General features: G+C 41.4%; 1 protein-coding gene and 1 pseudogene. Both read right to left on the minus strand.

Annotated features, from left to right (window positions below):
- Nucleotides 1–165: 165 nt before the first annotated feature.
- Nucleotides 166–1,851, minus strand: coding sequence for a carbamoyltransferase N-terminal domain-containing protein (locus QEH53_RS23540; RefSeq protein ID WP_309025686.1), 1,686 nt, complete (start codon nt 1,849–1,851; stop codon nt 166–168).
- Nucleotides 1,852–2,225: 374 nt separating this feature from the next.
- Nucleotides 2,226–2,321, minus strand: a pseudogene (locus QEH53_RS23545) (IS5/IS1182 family transposase); the annotation flags it as partial.

Genomic DNA, 2,321 nt, shown 5'->3' on the forward strand with positions numbered 1-2,321 from the left:
TCGCTACGACAAACTGGAGAAAACCTATATGGGATTCGTAAATGTCGCTGCATTAGTGGATTGGGTTAAATTTGATTTTGTCCACGCGGCCTAGTCTTGGATCCAAAACATTCATGAAGCACATTTTTTCTTCTAAACCTATTATTTCCATAAGCATATCGCACATTAATTTTTCTTACTGTATAAGATATTCTCCGACCAAATATGATCTGTTGCGCCCCACTCGATCGCGGATTGCACACTAGGAAAAAAACCACACCCATTGAAATTTGCACTGGTATTACAAAGCAAAGGTATGCCAGACAGATCATAAAAAGCTTTTAGCAGTCCGGCCAACAACGGGTCATCCGTAGCGCTAACGGTTTGCAGTCGTACTGTATTGTCTAAATGGACAACAGCAGGGATTCTATCGACCCACATATCACGGACTTTGTGGTCGAAAAGCATGTGAGGATCCCTACTGCCTGGCTCGAAAATAGACGCAGCATGATCTTCGAGGCAAATTGGAGAAACAGGTCGATACTCCTCACGTTTTTTAATGCAGTTAAGGACGTCTTTAGCCTTAGCAGAAATTGGACTTGCCAAAATACTCCTGTGTCCCAAAGCACGAGGTCCAAGTTCCGCACGTCCACTTAAAAAAACAACCGGTTTATTGCTTTCAAACAACAGCGAAGCCAATTCTTCAACCGAAAAAGGACGGCTATTCCATCCATCTGGAAGCACAATTAAGCCTTTATCGATATTTGGGCCACTGTAAACATTCCAATCCAAATCATATTGATCTCTCTTCACGGCATTCAAGAGACACGCACTACCAATCGCACTTCCTGAATCATTTGGAAATGGCGGAACATAGATTCCTTCGAAAAGACCACTATCACGTAAAACCGAATTCCATTTTATATTCAAAGCACAACCACCAGCGAAACAAATATTTTTAGCTTTTCTGCCGATTCTTGATACCTTCTTCCGCAACTTTTCTACCAATAAATCCCCTAAATACTCATGAAAGGTCCTAAGGACCGTTTCATCACTGTAACCGATACCGTCTATACGCTTTTTCAACTCTACCGCAAGTACATTCGCAAAACCCATTGGCGCATCATAAAAACTCCGAATAACGGTCTCAAAATGCTGATACAAAGCCTTATCCACGTCCCCCTTCGCTATATAGGCCATAACTTTTCCAGCAATCGACAAATCATCCTTCGCAAAGCTCCCGACCACCTTAAATGGACCAAAATGTTGTGAAAAAATTGTATACACATTTCCAATCAACATAAATATTGGGCCACAGTTATCAACCTTCCGAGCATCTGGATCGATATAATAAAGTCTTGGATACATACCACCGTCCCAGACCAAAACAAAACTCGCTTCCCCTTTCCTAGCGAAAGGACTCGTGCAATAAGCACCATAAATATGCCCAGCTACATGCAGGTTTGAATAATATGCACAGGAGTTATTCTGAATACGCAACCCTCGTAACTTCCAAAGTGATGAGACAGAGTCTTCAAGCATCTTCTCTCGATACTGTGCGACTTCCAACTTAAACATTTCTCCCTGATTCCAACAGTCTAAGTAGTTGGTTCCGTTTCCGATCTCTAGTCGAGGTTGCTTCGCAAGTGAACCAGCGTCATAACCTCCCCAACCATCGACAACAAAGTGATCAACTTCGCCTACAGAATATCCGTTATTAGCAAGAACATCAGCAATCTCAGACAGTTCTCTAATTTCTTGATACCGTGGGTTGTTGCTGATTTTCTCAAACTCAGTACAAAACACCAATCGCCCATTGTGAATAACTGCTACCGCACCATCATGCGTAAGTTTCAAACCGCAAATTATCATAATTTTATTATTACATTTTATCCTATATAAAAACAAACCAAACTAACCTACATACAATTGATACCAATCCAATCTTTATAAAGATTTATGAACAAAATAATCGCACTAACAAATTTCTTGATAGATCGATAATTCTACTAATTTTATCTTGGACGGATTTAAAACCCAACTGAGAATCAAACCCGCGTCTCAGATCTTTGCCGTCGAATGTCAAGCAGCCAGCAAAGGTATTTCCTCTATTAATGGTTGCCTCTTACAATATCATACCAAAATGCTCATTTTTTATCCTACAGCTCTCTCTTTTTTTCGCTGCTGTGTCTTCACGGCCAAAATACATCCCTCCACGATTTAAGAGGGTGTCTAATAAGTCTGTATTAGGCAAGTCTGGTGGTCATCAGTCGAGTCATCGCGATGTGGATCATGGCTTGCGACGAGCTTGTCGTGCGTTCGTAGTCCTTGCTGAGCCTTCG

Source organism: Pelagicoccus sp. SDUM812002, from assembly GCF_031127835.1.
GTDB lineage: Bacteria > Verrucomicrobiota > Verrucomicrobiia > Opitutales > Opitutaceae > Pelagicoccus.

Bases quoted from the DNA above. Each gene is read 5' to 3' on its own strand.
- QEH53_RS23540 (WP_309025686.1), bottom strand. From the start codon at position 1,851: ATGATAATTTGCGGTTTGAAACTTACGCATGATGGTGCGGTAGCAGTT.